Origin of the sequence: Sphingobacterium sp. GVS05A (assembly GCF_019969845.1) — a bacterium.
Lineage (GTDB): Bacteria > Bacteroidota > Bacteroidia > Sphingobacteriales > Sphingobacteriaceae > Sphingobacterium.
Genome location: NZ_JAHXYR010000010.1, coordinates 156,039 through 174,788 on the forward strand (window position 1 = coordinate 156,039; position 18,750 = coordinate 174,788).

Annotated in this window: 9 protein-coding genes; 1 reads left to right on the forward strand and 8 read right to left on the reverse strand. The window is 40.7% G+C overall.

What is annotated here, in order from left to right:
• Positions 1–16: 16 nt before the first annotated feature.
• The 7 genes from LC454_RS22590 to LC454_RS22620 form a co-directional block, all read right to left on the reverse strand.
• Entirely contained in the window at positions 17–1,498 is a 1,482-nt protein-coding gene (locus tag LC454_RS22590) for an aryl-sulfate sulfotransferase (protein ID WP_223584710.1), read from the reverse strand.
• 30 nt (positions 1,499–1,528) lie between these two features.
• Entirely contained in the window at positions 1,529–3,091 is a 1,563-nt protein-coding gene (locus tag LC454_RS22595; protein ID WP_223584711.1) for a RagB/SusD family nutrient uptake outer membrane protein, read from the reverse strand.
• Positions 3,092–3,119: 28 nt separating this feature from the next.
• Positions 3,120–6,218, reverse strand: coding sequence for a SusC/RagA family TonB-linked outer membrane protein (locus LC454_RS22600; RefSeq protein WP_223584712.1), 3,099 nt, complete (start codon positions 6,216–6,218; stop codon positions 3,120–3,122).
• Positions 6,219–6,222: 4 nt separating this feature from the next.
• Positions 6,223–7,257, reverse strand: coding sequence for a FecR family protein (locus LC454_RS22605; RefSeq protein WP_223584713.1), 1,035 nt, complete (start codon positions 7,255–7,257; stop codon positions 6,223–6,225).
• A gap of 64 nt (positions 7,258–7,321) precedes the next feature.
• Complete coding sequence (locus LC454_RS22610) at positions 7,322–7,849, reverse strand: RNA polymerase sigma factor (protein WP_223584714.1); 528 nt, start codon at positions 7,847–7,849, stop codon at positions 7,322–7,324.
• A 356-nt stretch (positions 7,850–8,205) separates the two neighbouring features.
• The gene (locus LC454_RS22615; RefSeq protein WP_223584715.1) at positions 8,206–9,777 is read right to left on the reverse strand and encodes a RagB/SusD family nutrient uptake outer membrane protein; all 1,572 of its coding nucleotides are present in this window, start codon (positions 9,775–9,777) and stop codon (positions 8,206–8,208) included.
• Between the two features lie 42 nt (positions 9,778–9,819).
• Positions 9,820–12,804 (reverse strand): SusC/RagA family TonB-linked outer membrane protein, encoded by a 2,985-nt coding sequence (locus tag LC454_RS22620; RefSeq protein ID WP_223584716.1) that lies wholly within the window; start codon positions 12,802–12,804, stop codon positions 9,820–9,822.
• A 443-nt stretch (positions 12,805–13,247) separates the two neighbouring features.
• Here LC454_RS22620 and LC454_RS22625 point away from each other — a divergent pair, with 443 nt between their 5' ends.
• Positions 13,248–17,207 (forward strand): two-component regulator propeller domain-containing protein, encoded by a 3,960-nt coding sequence (locus LC454_RS22625; protein WP_223584717.1) that lies wholly within the window; start codon positions 13,248–13,250, stop codon positions 17,205–17,207.
• Between the two features lie 209 nt (positions 17,208–17,416).
• On the opposite strand, the gene LC454_RS22630 is transcribed toward LC454_RS22625, so the two are convergent.
• Positions 17,417–18,742: an MFS transporter gene (locus tag LC454_RS22630; RefSeq protein ID WP_223584718.1), complete on the reverse strand. Its 1,326-nt coding sequence runs from the start codon at positions 18,740–18,742 to the stop codon at positions 17,417–17,419.
• Positions 18,743–18,750 lie beyond the last annotated feature (8 nt).

An 18,750-nucleotide genomic window follows, 5' to 3' on the forward strand; every position in this document is an offset into this window, starting at 1 on the left:
TATGCTTTTTTATGCATTAGTTTTTTCGATATTTATTCCAAATTTCTTCGGGGACATACAGGGCACGATAAGGTATAAAATAGGCATTTAACTCCCAGAGTACTTTACCTTTTTTATCTGTTATGAGCACCGATCCGGTCTTTGAGCTTGTTTGCAGCAGATTGCCATTCTCCAATTCATAAGCACTTCCCATTCTTGCAGTAAATTGTTTTTTAGGAATAGGGGCTGCATAAGCTAATGTTGCCGTTTTGTTCTTTTGGTCAAGGATGAAGGCGATGGCACGGGACTGTTTATTGGCCGTTGTACTATCACGAGGGGAGAAATCGCCATTATCAAAAAGAAGTAGTTCACCAGTTTTGGTGATATGCGGTGCATGCTGAAAATAGAACAAGTCTTTTTCCTTCAATTTAAAATCACCGTCCTTTCCTAGTTTCCAGAGGATATCGCCCGTTTTCGCATCAATTTTCCAAACTTGATTTTCAATTGGTGAAGAAGTGAGGTAATTGCTGTCCCTGTCAAAGGAAATGGTATTAAAGTGGAATCGGTCATGTTTTAGGCTATCCAATTTTTTATCGTTCTGAATATCCCATTTTTTCCAGGGGGACCATTTTTTCAACACATTGCCTTTGGTATCCATGGTCAATATAGCATCTCCCCAAAGCGTATCTTTTGGATGACCGGGTCTATCATCTATTCTAAAATCCCTGACGATACCAACGATATTATTTTGCTTATCCATCTGTACGTCGTGATGCATGACGATCCCCTTTTTATCCAGATCGATCCGGGTAATTTCCTTTCCTGTCAGATCAATCTCTACCAATACAGTCCCGCCTACAAATCCGATCCTTCCGCTGCGCAGATAATAACTGGCATTGGTTGATTTCTTACTCGGTTGGTTGGGCTTATTGAACTCATCTTTACTTGCAGGAGCCAGTAAGGCTAAAATTGTTCCCCTAGGTGTTAATGAAGCCAGGCGTACACCCAATTTCTCATCTTGCCAATACCATCGGATCGTTCCTTTCCCGTCGACCATAGCCATATAGCCTGGATAACCGCGATAGCATAATAATACCAGGCCATTCCCCAGTGCTTTTTCATCATGCGGGTGGTCGGCTTTGATCCAATCATGCACCATCCATGGCGATTGCGGTCTTGTCTTAAAAGACCTTTCACTGGATTTGATGGGGATTACTTGATCGATGACTATCCGAAATTTGTAGCTGCTATTAGGTTCCAGCGTCAAGAGATGAAAGTTATGATTCAGTGACGATTTCGACACAACGGTTTGATGGACCTGCCCACCATCCTCTTTCCAATATTCGACATAGGCATCCGCAGCTTTGCTCAGACGTACATGAATATCCTCATCGAGGGGCAGGTTATTGGGTGATGTGAGTTCAATCGTTTCGATTTCTACCTGATTGCTGTAATAATAGTAACCGGCAGAGGCAGCCACTATGGCCGTTAATACGATAATTGCTTTGAAGAATTTCATCTGCACATATTTTTTTATTCCGTCTTATTATTATTTAGGCAATCGTGATGGATTTGCTGCAGTCATTTCCTGATGTAAGCGGGCCTCTTCCAATGGATAAGGAAAATACCGCATTGCTTCAGTAACATTCTCCCTCAATCCGCGACCTTTAAGATAGGCATTACTCACTTTTTCATAACGTCCCAATCGGATCAAGTCTTGGCGTCTTTTATACTCGAATACCAGTTCAAAACCACGTTCATCCACCAACGCATCAATCATCTGGTCCTTACTTGTCGGTACTGGGAAGTCTGGATGATCACCATAAGCTGGTGCACCAGCCCGTTTGCGAACTTCATTGATGTAAGGCAATGCAGCTGCGGGCCCATTCAATGCATTTTCAATTTCCGCTTTACACAAAATCACATCCGCTAAACGAAATACTTGTATGGTCCGTCCATCAAGATAGGAGTTGTTGACCATATCGTAGGAGTATTTTTTTGTAGCGACATTTTGCAAAAACTTCACTGTATCACTAGGCGGTGTTGTCTGCCCTTTTGCTGGTAGCATGTAAAAAAATCCATGTTTCGTATTTTTATCACGTGCCGCTTTACCCTCGTAATTGTAATAGAAGAATTTTTTTCGCGGATCGAGATCACTATACTTCCGCCAAAAATCCAATGATACACCGTAATATTGCCATCTATCCGGTACTTCTGGATTATCGGTTGGACCAAAGTGGTTTGTAATCTCGCCTCCATTTAATGTAGGTTCATGTAGAACACCAAAGATCAAACCCATATCCACCTTATTGTCATCAGACCATTCTTTCTTAAAGTCAGGGTTTAATTTATATATACCTTTGTTTCGCAGCGCCAGTACTTGATCAATATAAGTCTTTGCTTTTTCATAGTTATGTGAACGCATATACATCTTGCCCATCAGTGTAAGCGCGGCACCTTTTGTCGCACGTCCAATTTCGGCGGCCCATTTTTCCGGAAGGTTATCCATTGCATATTGACAATCTTCTGCAATCTGTGCGTCGATTTTTTCAACGGGAGCCAAGGGCTCATTGTAGCTTTCTGTAGGATTTTTAACCGTAGTAATTAGCGGCACAGGCCCCCAAGCATCCGTTAGATCCATATAGGATAAAGCGCGCAGAAATCTCGCCTGTGCAATAATTTCCTTTTTACGCCCCTCAGAGATCGTTACATTTTCAATACGGTCAATCAGCATATTCGCATTACTGATAACCTGGTACATATTCTGGTAGTTGAACTTAAAATACCGGTTATTGTCATCGTATGTAAAATTACTCATCCGTGTAGGATCTCCAGCTGCCGTAGAAAACCCTATATCAGTCGCATAATCTGTAATCATCACCAGATATCCCGCATAATATAGATAGGCATCACCGGGATAAGGTGACAAACTTGTATATATACCTGTTAAGGCTGCATTAATATCGCTTTCTGTTGAATAGGCGTTTTTAGTTGTTAGATCGCTATATAACTTTGGTTCGAGCTTGGTGCAACTTTGCAAACTTCCTGTAAGAATAGAGGCTAGTCCAGCTATCCCCAGCATATATTTTATATTCGTTTTAATCTTGTTCATGTCGTATAGAATTTTTGGGTGTTACATATTAAAATGTGGCACTAACGCCAAAAGTAAATGAACGCATTGAAGGATAGGAATTGAAGTCCAATCCCACACCAGCATTAGCACTCTGGTTATTTCCGGATCTATTCTTTACCAACGCATCATTTTCATAACCTTTAGTATCCACCTCGGGATCCCAACCGGAGTAATTACTGATTGTAAATAAGTTTTCTGCCATGCCGTACACACGGATGGATTGAATTGCTTTCGTTTTCAATGGAACGGTATAACCCAATGTCAAGTTCCGTAAACGTAAGAAAGATGCATTTTCAACAAAATGATCATTGATATACCCGCCATAACTCATATAATAAAATCCATTTCTTGGGATATCCGTGTTGGTATTAGTCGGTGTCCATCGGTTCAACGCTTCTGTACTCCGTTGCCATTCGAGATTCATACGTGTCATATTGAGCATATCGTTTCCTATATTCCCATAGACAAACGCAGTTAGATCGAAATGTTTATATGTAAATGTATTGGTCATACCAAAATTCAATTTCGGATATCCCCGACCAATGATTGTACGGTCAGCTGAGTTGATCGTGCCGTCACCATTGACATCAGCAAATTTCGGATCACCAGGATCTGAGTTAGGTTGAGGAGCATACTTCTCCCCCTGTTGGATCACACCAAGATATTTATAACCAAACAAGGATCCTAGCGATTCACCTACACGAATCACGGAATAAGCCTCTTCCGAGACATTGCCCATTGGTTTTGAAGAAGTCAATAGTTGATCTGGTTCACCACCGAGACTGGAAACTTTATTACGGTTCATCGCAAGGTTCAATTTTGTTTCCCAGTTAAATTCACCCGTCATGTTCTTACTTGTTACCGAGAACTCCAATCCTTTATTATTCATCGTTCCCAGATTACGCTGTCCAGAGCTATATCCAGTGTAGTATGGCAGTATACTTCTTATCAAGAGATCGTTTGTCTTCTTGTAATAAGCATCCAGGGTAAATGCCAATCTATTTTTAAAGAATGAAAAATCAACCCCCACATTATACTGCGTGGTGGATTCCCATTTTAGTTTATCGTTTTCAGGGTAATTCGGATTTTGCTTTACACCACCGGCGTTATTGACGCCATCAAAAGTATAGTGTCCATTATCCATTAAGCCATAGGAAGCATAGTCCGCCACGCGGTCATTTCCGGTCTGACCGTAGCCCAATCTAAACTTTAAATCTGAAAACAACTGTTGCTCTTTCATAAAGTCCTCATTATAGATTTTCCAGGCAAAGGCCGCTGAAGGAAAAGTTCCCCAACGGTGATTGGGACTGAAACGCGAAGAGCCATCCCTTCTTAAAGTCGCCGTCAACAGGTATTTATCGTTATAAGCATAATTTACACGCCCAAAGAAAGAGATCACGAGATTCTCAGATTTTGCCGAATTCACGCCAGTAATACTCGAAGCCATCCCTACATTATTGTACTCTAATAAATCAGTCGAAAATCCTTTAACGTTTATGCCCTTATTGTTACGCACATATTTTTCGTACGAATAACCGCCCATCACATTCAAGCTATGCTTTTCGTTAAATACTTTTGCGTATGTCGCGTAAAAGTCAATAAGATTATGTGTTTCATTATAGTCAGCCTGACTAGCAACCCCATCGTCGATGCCCCCTTGATAAGAATCTCTGGTTAGATAGCTACCTAATTGGTCATGGGTAATCTCTGTCCCAGCATTCATACGTAATGTCAATTCTTTGATCGGATTGACTTCGACGAAGATATTTCCATTTAATTTGTCGCGTTGCACATCGTTGATTCGAGAAATTAAGTTGGCCAATGGATTATCACCCTGTCCGCCCGGAGGCCTTCCAAAGCTACCATCGGCATTATACACTGGAACCGTAGGATCATAAGTAAGGATGCTATACAATACATTGGAATTCAAAATATTTCCATCATAAACCTGCATATTGGATTTCTCTCGTTGGGCAGACAAAGTTGCACCAGCTCGAATAAAATCGTTAACTTTTTGATCCACATTGATACGCCCCGATACCCGATTAAAATCCGTTGTCTTCAGAACTCCTTTTTGATCAAAATAGCCTAGGCTTGTCAATACTTTTGTTTTCTCACCACCTCCAGAAAACTGTAGGTTATGATTCTGCAAAATGCTATTGCGCATCGTCTCTTTTATCCAATCGGTATTGACATCCGACTCAAGCTGTGATTTTGTGTATACTGCATATTCCTGATTTTCTCGTCCCTTAATTTCTTTATACAATGCATTAGCCAGATTCATATATTGCTTGCCATCCAAAAAAGTGAAGGGATTAATCGGATTTTGTGTCCCCACATAACCACTATAAGTAATATTATTTTGATCTGTCTTACCTCTTTTCGTCGTAATGATGATGACACCGTTTGCACCTCTGGATCCATAGATCGCTGTTGCTGATGCATCTTTGAGAATGTCCATGGAGGCGATATCATCTGGGTTGATATTGATCCCATTATTTGTAGGGAAACCATCAATAACATACAATGGATCATTACTTCCACTGATGGAATTTGTTCCTCGAATCCGAATAGATGTACTTCCACCCGGAGCTTTCGAATTTTGTGTTACTACTACTCCTGAAGCTTTTCCTTGCAATGCTTGCCCGACATTACTCACAGCACCGCCTTTTGTTAGCTCATTGCTCGAAAGCGAAGCAATGGCCCCCGTCAGATCACTTTTTTTCTGCTTACCATATCCGATCACCACTACATCTTCCAATTGGTTGACTTGATCCTCCAGGATAATAGACAGGGTTGTCGCGCCCGAAACTGACACTTGTACATCTTTTTCTACATAAGTCTGATAACCTACATAGGAAAAGGTTAATTCATAACCTTTGGCATTAGGGACTTCCGCAAAACGAAAGCTCCCGTCTGATGCACTAGAACTGCTCGTCGAAAAATTACTTCCCGCATTTTTCAATACGATACTGACCCCAGCTAGACGCTGTCCGGCAGCATTCTTGACAATACCATTGATCGTTCCAGCCAGACATTGAAAGGACATCAGTGTCAGGAGCAGCAAAACAAAAAATGGTTTCTTGGTTAAGTTGAGTTTTACCATAATTCTATTTTTTAGGTTTGAGTATATATGTGTTCTGTTGTTTTTCCAACTTAAATGGATTTACTTCAACAATCAATTGTAGAATGGATTCAGCCAGTTGTGTTTTATCCTGTAAATCCATAGCCGCATTCCTCCGGAAACGCCCTTTTAAACGATAATTCCTGACCAGTAACGAATCATACGATACAGGCATATCTAGTTCATGATTGATGTATTGGATAATTTCGGACAGGGAAGTTTGTTCCATTTCCAACCAGTTTGCCGATTGATGAATCGTCATTGGGTAACTATATTCTTTTTCTTTCGCTGTACCTATAAGCTGTGGCAAGAAATTAACTACACGGTCAGCTCCTTTACTAGTGTTTCCGAAGTCGGAAAGAACCATTTGCGAAGCTGCTGAGAAGTAAATTTGCTGTCCAGGTTTCAGGATTTTTACATGCTCGGCACTTTGCATTACATGTGCCACACGTACCTTCCCTTCCAGCAACTGTACAAGGACGTCTTTAGAGCGACTTGTGTAGTTTACAATAAATTGTGTTCCGAGTGCGGTTGTTGTCAATTGATCACTCTCCACAATAAAAGGCTTAGATGGATCTTTTGCTACTTTAAATTGAACTTTTCCCTCCAATACCTTTACATATCTGAAATCAAGATTTGATTTTATTCTGACCTGCACCAATGCTCCCGGTGCAAGAACAAGATGAGATTCATCGTCCGTAATGATTTCTTTGGGCCGAGATAACGGATTATAATAGGTCTTCCTAATGATCTCTTGTGCAATTTGACCTTGTCGTTCCTCAAACAGATTTGAGCAAAAAAACAGCAAGCCAAAGACGACAAAAACAGTAAATATCTTGGAGATATTGCCATTCCTACGCTTAACATTTTTCTCCTGTGCAATATAAGAGGTCCAATCATCCTCCGAGATCAGGTCATCCAATAATTTCGGGTTCTCATTAAGCCAAGAGAAGACAAGTTTAGCCTCTTCCGCTGAGCATTGGTTTGCCAGGAATTTATTTAATAATTGCTTACGATTCATAACAGTTGTTGCCCATTTGCGAGCAGGTATTTAACTGTTATACGAATAAAGGTTACCTTATCCCCTAAAGCAATTTGAAAAATTTCTTAATGAATTTTAAACCGATACTAATGTGATTCTCTACGGTCTTAGGCGAAATAGATAATTTGACGGCAATTTCTTTGTAACTCAACTCTTCAAACTTATGTAGATAAAAGACCTGCTGCCTCATAAAGGGCATTTGCGCAATCAGCCCTTTGACATATTCCAACTCGTCTTTGTAGGCGATCCGTCTTTCCATATCTTCATACTGGCTCAGCACAAAAGGTTTCTCAAAATCTACGTATTTTCGGTTTAAGGCCTGCCTGCGAAGTTCGTCAATCAATTTGGTACGCGCAATCTGAAAGAGCTGTGTACTGAATAGCACCCGCTGATCTGCCCCATTTTTACGTTCCCAAATGATCAGAAATGTTTGTTGGACAACATCTTCAGCGAGATCCGAACACTGCGTTTTCTGATATAAAAAATAATATAATTTTCTATACCAATAACGATAGACTAGAAAAAATTCTTTTTCGTCAGTCGGTGCGCGCTGTAGGATGTCATTAATCATATTCTACATTTAGATGGTCGTATTTCCATACAATCTTTCCGATGAAATCTTGTAATGGAATAAGCTATTTGAAAGTTTCTAAGTTTTAACCGTCAAATAACCAATCCTCTTTGGCTAGTTATCCACAACTAAAGTGACTATTTTTTATCAAAAAAACAAGATAATATTTTCGGGTTCAATAGGTATCATCAGGGAATTTTGAGGGATATACAGCTAGCAGCTTCAGAAAATCGCTAATTTGCCCAAACAAAAAAAGTATTTAAACTACCACAGTAATGACGATAGTCTAAATACCTTTAATAAAAAATCAGCAATCTACAAGCCGCCTCCTAGGGAGCAACTGTAGCTTTTGCGTATTAATAACCTGGATTTTGTTTCAGGTTAGGGTTTACCGCAATCTGTTGGCTAGGAATTGGATAAATCAAGGTTTTTGGATCTGGATCAGCTGCCTTCTCTTGCCATGCCAGTAAAAACTTGCCGAATCGGATCAGATCTTGTCTCCGCCAACCTTCCCAATACAATTCACGTGCACGCTCATCTAATAGATTGTCGAGCGTCAAGGTCGTGAAGTTAGTAACGCCACGATTGGTACGAATTTTATTGACTAAATCTAGAGCTTCTGAAGCAGAACCTGTCCCACCTCTCAATACAGCCTCTGCTTGCATTAATAACACATCAGAGTAACGAAACACAACCCAATCGTTATTCCGTTGTCCAGTCACCGCATAGTCAAATGCATACTTCATTGGGCGGATACCTGCCGTTTCCAATGTGGTCCCCGAAGTCCTGATTGTTACTTCACGTGTGAATGATAGGGGTGCTGTTGAAGGGTTTCGAGCCATTAGGGCCTTATTGGTACTCCAATTATATTGCTGTCCGGCAAAAAAGCCTACATTCTGACGTTGGAATTTCTTGGTTCTATTTGAGGTAGTATCTGCTGGATAGTCATAGTAAATACCTCTACGCTCATCTGCCGCCGCAAATTTATCATAGTAATCCGAGAGTGTACACCAGCCATTCCATCCTCCTGGATTCAGATTATAATGGGCAACTGTATTCCAGGTTCGATCCACATTACCACCTCTTTCTCCATTTTTATTGAATAAGGTATAGATATTCTCGGTTGATTTTTCATCATTATCCGGGGCAAAATTATCAAAATACTTTCCTTTTGCAGATACCGTATATGCTCCACTTGCGGTAATTTCTTTTGCTAAAGCAACCACTTTATTCATGTCCTCTGCCGCAAAAGTTGGTGTTTGCCGAGTTAAAAATGCGCCCTTATTTAAGTAGATTTTCATCAATAATGTTCTTGCGGCATTCCTATTTGCTACATAAGCCGCTCTTGGCCCATTGGCGGGTAAACTACTTAAGATTTCGTTCAGTTCTTTTACCATAAAATCAATGGCTGCCTGCGGCTGCAATACATCTGGCGCTATTTTAAAATCTTCAAGTGAGGGGCCCTGTCGTAAAGGCACTACTCCATAGAGATCCAAGAGATCAAACATGGCCAAAGCGCGGATAAATCTTGCTTCTGCAGCCTGCTGTGCATTTGGATTGCTACGCACGACAACACCCGCGTTGTAAACTGCAGTACCTAAACTAACAAAGGTATTATTCATATAACCATTATCTGCATTCCAGGTATGAAGATGAATTGCCCGGTGCATTCCGTTATCATCCCAATCACCACCACGCGTAGGGGCCATCGCCGCATCTGTTGATATTTCCTGCATTACCCAACGCTGTTCCTGTTGATAAGGAGTATTTAAAGAATTATAAGCAGTCACTAAGAGTGCCCCCGGATCTATAGCCGATGTCCCCTCCTCTAGTTCACCCCTAAATTCTTCCTTCAGTTTTGTACAAGAGAATGTACTTGTCACAACTGAACCGATTATTCCGATATATAATAAAGTTCTTAATTTCATCTGTCTTATATTTTTGTTATCCAATGACATTTAACAATATACTTATAGTGAGAAGTTCACCCCCAATAGAATATTTCTGGCTGGAGGATAAGGCAAATACTCAATACCCAATGATGGGATACCATTACTGGAACCATCGGTGTTAACCTCCGGATCGAAGCCTGTATATTTAGTTATGATAAAGAGGTTTTGTCCGGTGAGGGAAACATTTAAATTTTTAAGTGTTTTCCCTATGTTGCCCACCTTATAGCTCAATGTCAAATTAGCCATTTTTAAATAATCTCCTTTTTCCAGATAACGTGTCGAGGCTGACGCTGAATTCGATGTGGATTCTTTAACAGATGTATCAAAGAAAGCCGAGCCAATATTACGGGAAGACAAATTACTGATGCCTAAAGTTGTCGCGGCAGTGTTATTGAATAAGTAATGCCCAAGTGCACCATTCATATTCGCCGCCAAAGAAAATTGCTTATAGCTAACATTGGTCGAAAGACCTAGCAAAGTAGTAGGATTAGGGCTATTCATATAAAATTTGTTACTTGCAGGATCATTCGTTGTATTGATGCTTCCGTCGTGACTACGATACATACTTGTCCCTGTCTGCGGATCAATACCCTGATAATCGGCCAAATACCATACATTTAATGGTTGACCATTGACCATGCGCTGTCCCAATACACCTGAGAAACCTTGTCCTCTCAATGCACCAGTTTCATAATAACCAACCAAACCGCTCACACTATTTTTTAGGAATGTAGCATTACCGGTCAAATCCCAAGTCCAGTTGTCATTTTTCACGATTGTACCTGTCAATGCAATCTCTACCCCTTTATTGACAATTTCACCATCCAAATTTACCCAGATACGTCCAGCAGGGCCATCCTGTGCTAATGTCTGTTCAAATAAGGCATCCGTAGTTTTCTTATTGAAATAGTCAATTGAACCGTACAAACGTCCTTTTAATACAGAGAAATCAATACCAGCATTGAGTGTTGTGGAGGTTTCCCATTTTAGATCTCTATTTTGAAAGTTGGCTCTACCTACACTTTGATTGCCGAAGGTAAATCTATTCAATGAGGCTCCCGAAGGAAATTCTTGATTCCCTGTTTTTCCCCATCCTATTCTAACTTTCAACTGATCAAAAATTCCGCTGGATTTCAAAAACTCTTCCTGCGCCACATTCCAAGCGATCGCAAGGGATGGGAACATTGCATATTTGTTGTTAGCACCAAATTTAGTTGAGCCATCTCTTCGCGCTGTCGCTGTAAATAAATAGCGATCCAAATAATTAAATCCACCACGTAAGAAAAATGACTGCAATTGATTGGTCGGACTTCTGTAAGAAGCTATTTCTCGGGTTGAAACTGTCGAGTATTGCAAATAATCAAAGTAATCTAATCCCATATACTTAAATCCGCCACCGAATGAGATGTTGTTGTTGTAATTATAATCCAAATACTCATAACCAGCAACAGCGTTTACACTCCAGTCATCGTTGATTTGTTTGTTGTAAGAAAGCATATGTGTCATCTGCAAATTTGTCTCGCCATTATTAGAGATAAATGCTTGCTCATTATTCACTGCCGATGGATCAATTAGCCCAGCTCTATACATACCTTCACGGTTACCAGTTTGTCGCATGGCACTATAGATAAATCGGTACTCTAAATCATCCGTAATTTTATAGTAAGGTGCCAAATTGACCACCATGGTGTTTGTCGTTGCAACGTCCTTGAACGCTTCGATACTGGTCAATGGATTACGTGTGGTTGAACTAACAAATGTTAAATTGCCTTTATCATCGCGCAATGGTCTTGTTGGATTCCATTGTAGGGCCTGCGAGATTACATTTCCTTCCGACCCCACGGTTGCGTTGATTGGTGCATATTTGTTATCCATTTGAGTTAAGAACACAGCGAAGTCAAGTCCTAATCTTTTGTTTTCCAAAAAGCGAAAGTTACCGCTAAAATTTGCAGTATATTTCTTCAATTGGGATCCACGGATAATACCATTTTGGTTTAAATATCCACCAGATAAGCGATATTTCCCGTGCTCAGTACCCCCGGCTACATCTGCATAGTAATTTTGAGTTATTGCTTTTCTTGTAATTGCTTTAAAAGCATCTTCGTTACCGCCAAAGTCAGAATTTGCTACTTCAGAAGGCGTATAATAATTCAATGCTTCTCTAAATCGCGACGCATTTAGCACATCCGGATATTCACGCATCGTAGATACCCCCGCAGAAGCACCAACAGAAATTTCCGGTGGTCCGACTTTTCCTTTTTTCGTTGTGATTATAACAACTCCATTTGCTCCACGTGACCCATAGATTGCTGTAGCGGAAGCGTCTTTCAAGATATCCATGCTTGCAATATCACCTGGATTCAGGTAAGTCAATGGGTTCCCTCTATCCGAGGAAAATCCGCCCCTGCCCTCCGGCAATGGTGAATTACCTGACATTGGCACCCCATCAAGTACAAATAGCGGATTATTGCTCGCCCGGATCGACGAATTACCACGGATACGTACTGTGGTTGATCCACCTGGCTGCCCCGTGTTGTTAATAACCATTACACCAGGAGTTTTTCCCTGGATCAATTGATCAGGGCTCGTCATTATACCTTTATTAAAATTCTTGGCACCAATCGTTACCATAGATCCCGTCAGGTCTCTTTTACGAGCAGTACCGTAACCAATGACAACCACTTCATCCAACCCCTGATTGGAGCCAGGTTCAAGTGCAATGGTCATGTCGTTGCCTGCAATTGGTACTTCCTTGGTTGCATAGCCAATATAGGATACCTCAAGTGATTTCGCATCATTACTGATATTTATTGAAAATCCACCGTCAGCATCGGTGGTTGTTGCTGTAGTACTCCCTTTTACTTTAATGGTAGCACCAGTCAATGGACTTTGGGTCTCATCCACAACCTTTCCTTTCAGTACCCTGGTCTGGGCTACCGCAAAAAAGGTTGTAAGCAGTAATGCTGGCATCATTACACATTGCGCAAGTAGTTTGTTTTTCATACGCTTCTAAATTGGTGGTTTAATTGATTATATTATGTTGAACTATGTCCTGTTCAAATAATGTTAAGTGATTTCAAAATCTATCGCAATCAAAAATTTCGTGCTTCATTAGGCACCCGTCAAATAGCGACAACTGACCTTCTTAAAACAACATACTTCGAGAGAAACCAAATTAGAAACAGTGCAAAAATTTAAGACATTGAAATATAGCATCATCAACGCTAAACATTGAGAAGAAACTCGCTGAAAAATAAGATTACAGGTTTTCACTGTCATAATTTTAGGGCAAGACATACGTTTATATTTGGTTATTATCGTTCCATAAAAATGAGAAAATCTTTACTGCAACCCCAATCATAGCGTCTCAATTTTATATCACAGTGTATCAGCAAAACTCTTTTTTTTCTTTTTTATTGACTATTTTTAGAGATACATTATCAATTTTGCGCGTAATAACCCTTATACCTATCCTCTATCTCCTACTTGTATGGACTAACCTACAGGCGCAATCGTTCTATTTTAAAAATTATCAACCCCACGATGGTCTCTCAAATAGTTCTGTTAAGTGTATTACGCAAGATACCCAGGGCTTTCTTTGGCTAGGGACTAGGAATGGTCTTAATCGTTTTGATGGCAATCAATTTAAGATATTTAGGCACAATGCTTCAGATCCCACAAGCATCGGGAGCTCGTCTATTTTAAGTATCCTTACCGATAGCAAAGGTATACTATGGGTAGGAACGACACGGGGGACCTATTGTTACAATCCGGTTAAAGAAAACTTCCAACCATTCAATAGAATACCGATTGGAGAGGTAAATGCCATACATGAATATGCAGGTTTTATCTGGCTGCTTTCCACGGGAAAACTCTATCGTTATAATCCTTACACGACGGAAATCGTTCCTTTTGATCAAAACAAAAACACCCTAGTAGCCATTACCAGCAGCAAAAAAGGCGGGCTGTGGACCACAGATATTAACAGTACAATCGAACGCTATCAGGTCAACTCTGGCAAATTTGTTCAAATTGCACTCAAAAAAGCAGATCGGAAAGCACTGGCTAACACAAAGACCGTCTACGCCATCAACGACTCCTTACTCATGGTCGGCACCATCAATTCAGCCTACCTGTTTGATTTTAAAAACGGAACGTTAAAAAACTTATTTGCAAACCATTACCCCCAAAAAGTCATCCAGGCAAATTGTATTATCCAACAGACAGAGTCGGTATACTGGATCGGAACGGAGACTGGAATATATACTTATGACATCCATACAGGTCAGAGCCAACACATCAAAAAGGATCTGCTCAATCCATTTGCCATATCGGACAATGCTGTTTTGAATTTCTATCGGGACCGTGAAGATAACATCTGGTTTGGAACATTTTTCGGCGGTTTTAACCAATACAGCAACCAATTCGACAATTTCAAAAAGTACTTGTATGGATTTGGAAAATCTGCCTTATCAGGGAATATCGTACATGACATAAAAAAAGATAACTATGGAAATTTCTGGATAGGTACAGAAGATGGTGGTCTAAACAAAATAGATGCTCAAACACAACAGATCCAGCATTTTGTTGCCAATGGAAAAAAGGGAAGTATTGCACATAACAATGTCCATGGCCTCGCAACAATCGGCGATGAGCTCTGGGTAGGCTCCACAACACATGGACTGGATATACTCGACGTAAAGACCGGAGAATTAAAAAAGCACTATGACCGCATCGGTAGAGGCCCCTTGCAAAGTAGCTTCGCTGTTTGCATCTTTAAATCCAGAGACAACAGCATGTTTGTCGGAACGGATCGTGCATTATATGGCTACAATAAACACAGCGACAATTTTAACCTCCTTCCTATTAAAGCCTGGATACAAGGAATTTACGAAGACGAATATGGTATACTTTGGGTCAACACTTATGGCAGCGGGGTCTATCAATATAATCGCGGTACTGGTGAGATACAACATTTAAGCTCCGAACAAGGTAAATGCAATACGCTCGTCAATAATTACGTCAATGGCTTATTTGAAGACAGCAAAAAAAATCTGTGGTTTTGCACCGAAAGTGGCCTTTCAAAATACCGTCGTGATGGGCATTTCACCAACTATCTGACCGAATCGGGTTTACCTTCCAATCAAGTATTTAAAGTATTGGAAGACGATAATAACAGCATATGGATATCAACAGGTGGTGGACTGGTCAGACTGGACGGAAATCTCCCCCATATGGTCATCTATACATCGAGAGACGGGCTTCCCGCGGATCAGTTTAATTATAATTCAGCATTTAAAGATAACGACGGTACATTATATTTTGGCACCATAAAGGGAATGGTAAGCTTTAACCCGACAAAATCCATTAAGAATAGCTTTATCCCGCCCATATTTATTAGTGACATTCAGATCAACAACGAGAGCATACCAGTTCGTGAAAATGGCATACTGAAACAATCCATCTCACTATCAAAAGAGATTCAACTGTCCTATAACAGTTCCAATATCAGTTTTAATATCGCAGCCCTGAGCTTTGTTTCCCCAAAAAGCAATGCCTATCGTTATATCATGGAGGGGTATGATAAGGGCTGGACGGATATTACAGGCAACCAAAAAATATATTATAATAAGCTTCCTCCCGGAACCTATACCTTTAGATTTAAAGGGGCTAACAATAATGGAATCTGGAACCCGGCGGAAAAACAGCTACGTATTGTCGTCTCTCCCCCCTGGTGGTCATCCAGCTGGGCGTATACCATTTATTTCGTTACTTTTAGTACAATTATTTTATTGATCTTGAGGTATTACTTTTTGCTGATCAAAGCAAATAACGCGCAAAAAATGGATAGCTATGAACGTAAAAAGGAACAAGAAGTCTATAATCTTAAACTTGAGTTTTTCACCAATCTAGCCCATGAAATCCGTACACCACTGACTTTAATCAAAATGCCACTGGAGAAACTCATCCGTACACATCAATTTGAAGCTAATGACACGGTAAATGACCTTGCCTTGATCGAAAAAAACACTACAAGGCTGATTAGGCTAACTAATCAACTTTTAGACTTTAGAAAAGCAGAAACAAATAATATGAGCCTTATCTTTACAAAAACGGACATTAACAACTTGTTACTTGACGTTTTCAATGATCTGAACACACTCGCAAAGGAAAAGATGTTGCAATATGATCTTTCCTTGCCCCGGATTACACTCACTGCCCAAGTCGATGAAGAAGCTTTGCGAAAAATATTCACCAACTTGATTCATAATGCCATAAAATATGCTGCTCATCAGGTACATGTCAAATTGCTTCCTTTCAACAGTGATGATATTATGTTCAATATCGAATTTCGAAATGATGGTGATATTATTCCCTTCGAAAAAAGGGAAAAAATATTTGAACCTTTTTACCGATTAAACGAATCGAACAAAGATACCGGGACGGGTATTGGCCTTCCTCTCTCCCGCTCCCTGGTCGAGCTTCACCAGGGTTCATTATCGCTGGCTTATACGGAAGAAAATAGGAACATCTTTCTGCTCTCGCTCCCAATCCTGCAGGAGCAGACCTTGGACATCAAACCAATCCTCGAAGAGACAGTGGTTCCTAACGAAGACAAACGGCAAGCAAAAATAGATCAAAACGTCGAAAAACCTGTCATCCTGATTGTCGAAGACAACAAAGAAATCTTGGCCTACCTCAATAAGGAGCTGAAAATTGATTATACAATTCTACGTGCTGGCAATGGAGCTGAAGCACTTGAAATATTGGATCAGGACAATGTACAGCTCGTCTTGACAGATATCATGATGCCTATTATGGACGGCATCGCTCTTTGCAAACGTATCAAGAGTGATATCCTGTACAGCCATATTCCGGTTATCTTCCTCACCGCCAAAAATGCACTTGATTCTAAAATTAATGGGCTGAAAATCGGTGCTGATGCGTATATCGAAAAACCCTTTTCACTGGAATTCCTGACCGTACAGATCAGAAACATCCTAAATAACCGTAAGATCATCAAAAATTATTTTACAAATTCTTCCATTTCTAATCTGACGGATATTAATGTATCGGCTCCTGACAAGGATTTTATCAGCCAGCTCAACACAGTGATCTATGATAATATTTCAGATATCGACCTCAATGTGGACGAGCTGGCGCGCTTAATGAATATGAGCCGGCCAACATTATACCGTAAAATTAAAGGCTTATCTGACCTGACACCCAATGAACTGATCAATATCTCCCGCTTAAAGAAAGCAGCCGAATTGCTAGTCCAAAGAAAATATAACATTACCCAAATTTCCACGATGGTGGGCTATACTGTACAATCCAATTTTTCGAGAGATTTCCATAAACACTATGGCATGCCGCCAAGTATTTACATGACCGAAAACAGCTGATTGTCCCAGGGCTAAGCAACGGTTAAGGAAAAATATCAGAAGTGATCGTTATCGAGACAGTTCAAAGAGCCCGGTGAATGAAGAGGTTAAATCAGCCGATCAAATCCTAGAATAGTCTGATCATGTTATCCGCAGGTAAGGATAACTACTGAGAAAGTCAAAAAAAGAACTGCATGGGCCATCTTTGGGCCACATGCAGTTCCTCAAATCTAGTGCTGGCTTTTGGGAACAAAAAATGCGGCCAAAAACATAAATACACCGGCAAGCAATAAGCCATAGATGGATTGGCTCTGGAAGATAAATTTAATGATCATTCCTCCGAAAAATCCACAGACAATCTGCGGCAGCGTGATAAAAAAGTTAAAAAGCCCCATATACACACCCATTTTTGTGGCGGGTAAATGATCGCTCAAAATGGCATAAGGCATAGCCAATATGCTGCCCCAGGCGATGCCGATCCCCAGCATGGGTAAAACAAGCATGTTGGCGTCTTTTATGAAGAACAGCGAGATCAACGAAAGCCCACCGACAATCAAGCCAAAAGCATGGGTTTTACTCCGGCCATAACGTTTAGCAATCCTGGGGATAAATAACGCATAAATAGCCGAAACACCATTGTAGATACCAAATAGCACCCCCACCCAATTAGCGGCTTCCATATAGAGATCCTGACGGTTGCCAGCTTTCGAGTAAAACACCGATTCTGCAATCGCCGGCGTTGTATATACCCACATCATGAATAGGGCAAACCAGGAGAAAAACTGTACCCAGCCCAATTTCCTCATCACTGCCGGCATGACTTTAATATCCCGTATGATCGTGCTTAATCCAAAAGCCGCAGCATTCTCCACAGGCTCAATGGAATTTTTAGCAAATGATTTCAGTTCCACCGGACTATATTCTTTCGTTTTGAACACCGACCATAACACTGAAAGTAATAAAACCAGTCCACCGATATAGAATGAATAAATCACGTTATTAGGTACATGTCCTGGCTCTGCAGTGCCGGCAAACCCCAAATAATTGGTCAGGATATAAGGCAATAGTGATCCTACAACCGCCCCTATACCAATGAGAAAGGTCTGTACTGAAAACCCGAGACTACGTTGGCTACTGGATAAATTATCACCTATCAACGCCCTAAAGGGTTCCATCGTTACATTGATCGAGGCATCCATAAACATTAATAGCCCAGCCCCTATCCACAGAGGCGGAAGCAATGCCACAACCAAGGCAGCATTGGGCATGAGAAATAAGGTCAATGTGGTCAGTAGTGCACCGATCAGAATATAAGGGCGACGACGTCCAAGACGGGTCCATGTCCGATCGCTATAATGCCCAATAATGGGTTGAACGATCATGCCAGTGATCGGTGCCGCTAGCCAGAATAACGACAGATGCTCCACATCAGCACCAAAAGTTTGAAGGATACGTGAAGCATTACCATTCTGTAAAGCAAAGCCCATTTGTATTCCTAAAAATCCAAAACTCATGTTGACGACCTGGCTTATACTTAATTGAGGTTTATTCCCCATAATTAGCT